Origin of the sequence: Pseudomonas sp. K5002, from assembly GCF_013386655.1 — a bacterium.
Taxonomy (GTDB): domain Bacteria; phylum Pseudomonadota; class Gammaproteobacteria; order Pseudomonadales; family Pseudomonadaceae; genus Aquipseudomonas.
Genome location: NZ_JACARK010000253.1, coordinates 1 through 4,139, shown reverse-complemented (window position 1 = coordinate 4,139; position 4,139 = coordinate 1). Strand labels below are relative to the sequence as shown.

At 63.1% G+C, this 4,139-nt stretch carries 4 protein-coding genes; 2 read left to right on the top strand and 2 right to left on the bottom strand.

Translation table 11 applies throughout. The features are described from left to right. Both cobJ and HX846_RS13380 read left to right on the top strand, forming a co-directional pair. On the top strand, positions 1–1,403 hold a 1,403-nt coding region (cobJ, locus tag HX846_RS13385; RefSeq protein WP_178965534.1), incomplete at its 5' end, for a precorrin-3B C(17)-methyltransferase. A gap of 302 nt (positions 1,404–1,705) precedes the next feature. Then, on the top strand, positions 1,706–2,497 hold the full coding sequence (locus tag HX846_RS13380) for a hypothetical protein (protein WP_003217332.1): 792 nt from the start codon (positions 1,706–1,708) through the stop codon (positions 2,495–2,497). 1 nt (position 2,498) lies between these two features. Here HX846_RS13380 and HX846_RS13375 read toward each other — a convergent pair whose 3' ends face one another. Then, on the bottom strand, positions 2,499–3,095 hold the full coding sequence (locus HX846_RS13375) for a MarC family protein (RefSeq protein WP_003217330.1): 597 nt from the start codon (positions 3,093–3,095) through the stop codon (positions 2,499–2,501). Between the two features lie 211 nt (positions 3,096–3,306). Further along, a partial coding sequence (locus HX846_RS13370) for a response regulator (protein ID WP_178965533.1) occupies positions 3,307–4,139 on the bottom strand: 833 nt, incomplete at its 5' end.

The following is a 4,139-nucleotide window of genomic DNA, read 5'->3' as shown; positions in this document are numbered from 1 at the left end:
AGGGCGTCGAGCCTGCTGTACTGGCCGTCGCCGAAGACGGCAGCGCGGTAGTGCCGCTGCTCGGTGGCCTCGGTGGCGTAAACGTAATGGCGCGGGAAATCGCCGCTGCCCTGGACGTTGCCGCCGCGATCACCACCAGTGGCGAGCTGCGTTTTGGTACCTGCCTGCTTAACCCGCCCCATGGTTATCAACTGGGGGATCTGGAGCTGGGCAAACGCTTTGTCTCGGATTTGCTGGCTGGCGAATCAGTACGCATTGAAGGCGCGGCGCCGTGGCTGGATCAGGCCAACTTGCCCCAGGATCAACAGGCACGCCTGGCGATTCACGTCGGCAGTGCCGAGCGCACACCTGCGGCCAATGAGTTGCTGATTTATCCGAAGACGGTGTTGGTTACCTGCCAGCCGGGGCCGCAACTGGCCGGGCGAATTCGTGCGGCGTTGCAGGATGCCGGGCTCGCCGTGCAGTCCCTGGCTTGCCTGCTGGCGGCTGAAACGGAGATGGCCGATTCGTCATTGCACGAAGCGGCGTTGGAGCTGGGCGTGCCATTGCGCTTCGCCGATCTGGCGCCTCAGGCGGACATTGCGATCACGGTGGCCGAGGCTCCTCTGGACCTGTCCCTGATCGGTCGTCCCCGTGGCCGCCTCGCGGTGATCGGTCTGGGCCCCGGCGCTGCCGAACTGATGGTTCCGGCAGTAAAAGCCGAGCTGGCCCGCTGCACTGACGTGCTGGGTTACGAAACCTATGTGCGCATGGCCGGGCCGTTCCGCGCGGACCAGATCCAGCATTGCACCGACAATCGCGAAGAGATGCAGCGCGCGCGTCATGCCTTTGAGCTGGCGGCGCAGGGGCGTTCGGTGGTGGTGGTGTCTTCGGGTGACCCGGGTGTATTCGCCATGGCCGCCGCGGTGATCGAAGCCTTGCACGAGTCCAGCGACCCGGCCTGGCATCAGGTCGACCTGGAGATTTTGCCGGGCGTGTCGGCATCCCTCGCCACGGCGGCCCAGGCAGGTGCCCCGCTGGGGCATGACTTCTGTGTGATGTCACTGTCGGACAACCTCAAACCCTGGTCGATCATCGAGAAGCGCCTGGACCTGGCGTCCCAGGCCGACCTGGCGCTGGCGTTCTATAACCCGATCTCCCGTGCGCGGCCCTGGCAGTTGGGACGCGCCCTGGAAATCGTCGCGCAGCACCGCACGCCTGAAACACCGGTGGTCTTGGGCCGTGACATCGGTCGCCCGGGCCAGACCCTGCGAGTCACCACCCTGGGGCAACTGACGCCGGAGCAGGTGGACATGCGCACCATGGTGCTGATCGGTTCGTCCACCACCTGCGTCTTTGCGCGGGCAGGTGGTGGCGAGTGGGTCTACACGCCACGTTGGTACGGCGAGAAACCCGCCTCCTGAAAACAACGGCGGCCCCGCCATGGGGCCGCCTTGAAACGTCAGTCATTGATGCCGGAAAGGTCTGCTTGCCGAGGTTTTTTTGCATCGGCTCAAGTCATACCTTTCTCTACGGCTTGAAGAAAAGCACGGCGCTTTTGTGTGCCGCCGCCTCATCCCCAGCGTTTACTCAGCTGCGCCGCCTGCAGTGATTTTTCCTGCGGGTCGTGGCGCGTCCCGTGGTCAATTTCCAGCAGCTCAAAATCCCCGGCAAGTCGACTAGTGTTGGCGTTGAGCCCCATGTTGGGGGTTATGGAGAAATGGCTATGGAGCGAAACAACAAACGGATCAACAGCGCAAAAAGGAGGAAGCTGATTGCCGCTTACCGGCTTCCGGGCGCGCCCGGCCTGGCGTCGGGGTTGAGCGCGCCGGTGAAGCCCGAGGCGGATGATGAGCTGGACGCGGCGGTGGTGAACAACAGCGTCATGTCGTTTGTGCAAGGCATGACCAGCCTCAACAAGGAGTACACCCGCAAAAGCTATCTGCTGGCGAGCAGCTACGTCAGCGATGTGCTGCGGGTCGCCCGGGGCACAGAGGCCTGGTACAACGAATTCATCAAGGTCATGAGCAGCCTCGGCTGGATGCCGGTCAGGAGCAGTTTCGAGCGGGTGTACACCTCTCGCAAGGGGCTGTCGGTACAGCTGGCGGCGCTGAACCTGATGGCGGCCACCGTGGCCTCGACGTTTCTGTCGGGGCCGCTGATCAGTGTATTGCCCAAACGGGTGGCGGAGGCGGTTGAAGCCTTGAAGCAGCTCCCGGCCTCATTTGAGTTATTCAAGCGAAATACCACCACGCGTGACGGTGGCGATTTCGGCTTGGCGTCCTGCTCGGAAATCGCCGGGGAAGTTTCGATGGTGCTGGTGACGTACAGCTCCCACGGCGTCAGCAAGCAACTGGGCATACCGTTTCTGGAGTGGGACAGTGCATCCGTCGAGGCCTTCAGTGGCCGCACGTGCCTGGTGCTGAACAGCTCGGTGGTCAACGAAGACACGATTCAACGGCTGCGGGACAGCGCAGGGGACAAGGTCCGCCTGGCTATCGCCAACTACAGGATTTGATCTACGGCACCAGGTAACCGCGTACACCGGTGAAGATGATTTGCGCGGCCAGGGCGCACACGAACAGCCCCATCAACCGGCTGACAATCTGCAAGCCCTGGTCGCCGAGGATGCGTTCGATACGGTTGGACAGGTACAGCACCACGCCCACCGTCAGGCTGGCCAGGGCGATACTGAGGATCGCGGTGATCTTGTCGTCCCAGTGCGGCTGGCTGACGCCCATCACCAGCAGCGCACCGATGGTGCCGGGGCCGACGGTCAGGGGAATGGTCAGCGGCACGATGGTCACGTCCTGCTGCACGTTGTCGGTCTGCACCGCCGACTTGCCCTGGGCCATGCCCAGGGCCGAGATGAACAGCACACTGCCGGCGCCGATGCGGAAGGCGTCGACGGTGATGCCGAACACACTGAAAATCACCCGGCCGAACAGGTAGAGCAACACGCTCGATACCAGGGTGGCGAGGGCCACTTTCCAGGCCAGGCGCCGCCGCTCCTTGCTGGAGTACCCGCGAGTCAGGCTGATAAAGCAGGAGAGCACGAAGAAGGGGCTGTAGAGCACCAGCATCTTCAGGTAAACGCTGAATAGCACGTGGAGCATGGTGGGAGCTCGCAGCGAAGGAGGGCGAGCGGGAGTTTATCAGGCCTGTGGCAGAGCGCTATCTGTGAAGCGACAACAATCCAATGTGGGAGCGGGCTTGCTCGCGAAAGCGGTGTATCAGTCAAACATGTAGTGGCTGACGCACCGCTTTCGCGAGCAAGTCGAATCGTCGCACCGCCGCTCCCACATTTTGATCTGCGTCATGCATGGGTCAGGTGGGAGCGTGCTCAGGGCGCTGTTGGCGCTGTGCCACCCAGTACTCCACCAGCTCGCGCAATTGCGACAACTCCACCGGCTTGGCCATGTGCCCGTCCATCCCGGCCTGGCGTGCACGCTCTTTATGTTCCGAAAGAATGTGCGCGGTGAGTGCCACGATTGGCGTACGAATCCGCTGGTTGCTGACCTCCCACGCGCGCAGTTGCTGGGTCGCGGAGAAGCCGTCGAGGATCGGCATTTCACAGTCCATCAACACCAGGTCGTAGCGCTGGGCCTTCATTGCCTGCAGGGCTTCTTCGCCGTTGCTGGCGGTGTCGGGCTGCAGGTTGAGCTTGCCGAGCATGCCGCGAATCACCTTGGTGGAGATGCTGTTGTCCTCCGCCACCAGGATCCGGAAGTCACTCGGCACGGTCACCGGGGCCGGCGCGCTGATCGCCGGCTGGCGTGGTTGCACGGAGCCCTTGCTGCGCTGGGTCAACTCATCGGCAAGGGTGGTCTTGAGGGTATAGCCGGCCACGGGTTTGGCGAGGATGCGCTTGATCCCGCAGTTGCGCGCGATGATCTTGCTCGGCGCATTGCTGATGCCGGTGAGCATGATCAGCAGGATGTCGTGGTTCAGGCTCGGGTCTTCCTTGATCTTCGCCGCCAGTTGCATGCCGGTCATGCCGGGCATGTTCTGGTCCAGCAGCACCACGTCGAAATAGTCCCGCAGGTGCGCCTTGGTGCGCAGCAGCGCCAGGGCTTCCTTGCCCGAAGGCACGGCGCTCACGTTCAGGCCCCAGGCCGTGCATTGCTGCACCAGCACTTTGCGGCAGGTGTCGTTGTCGT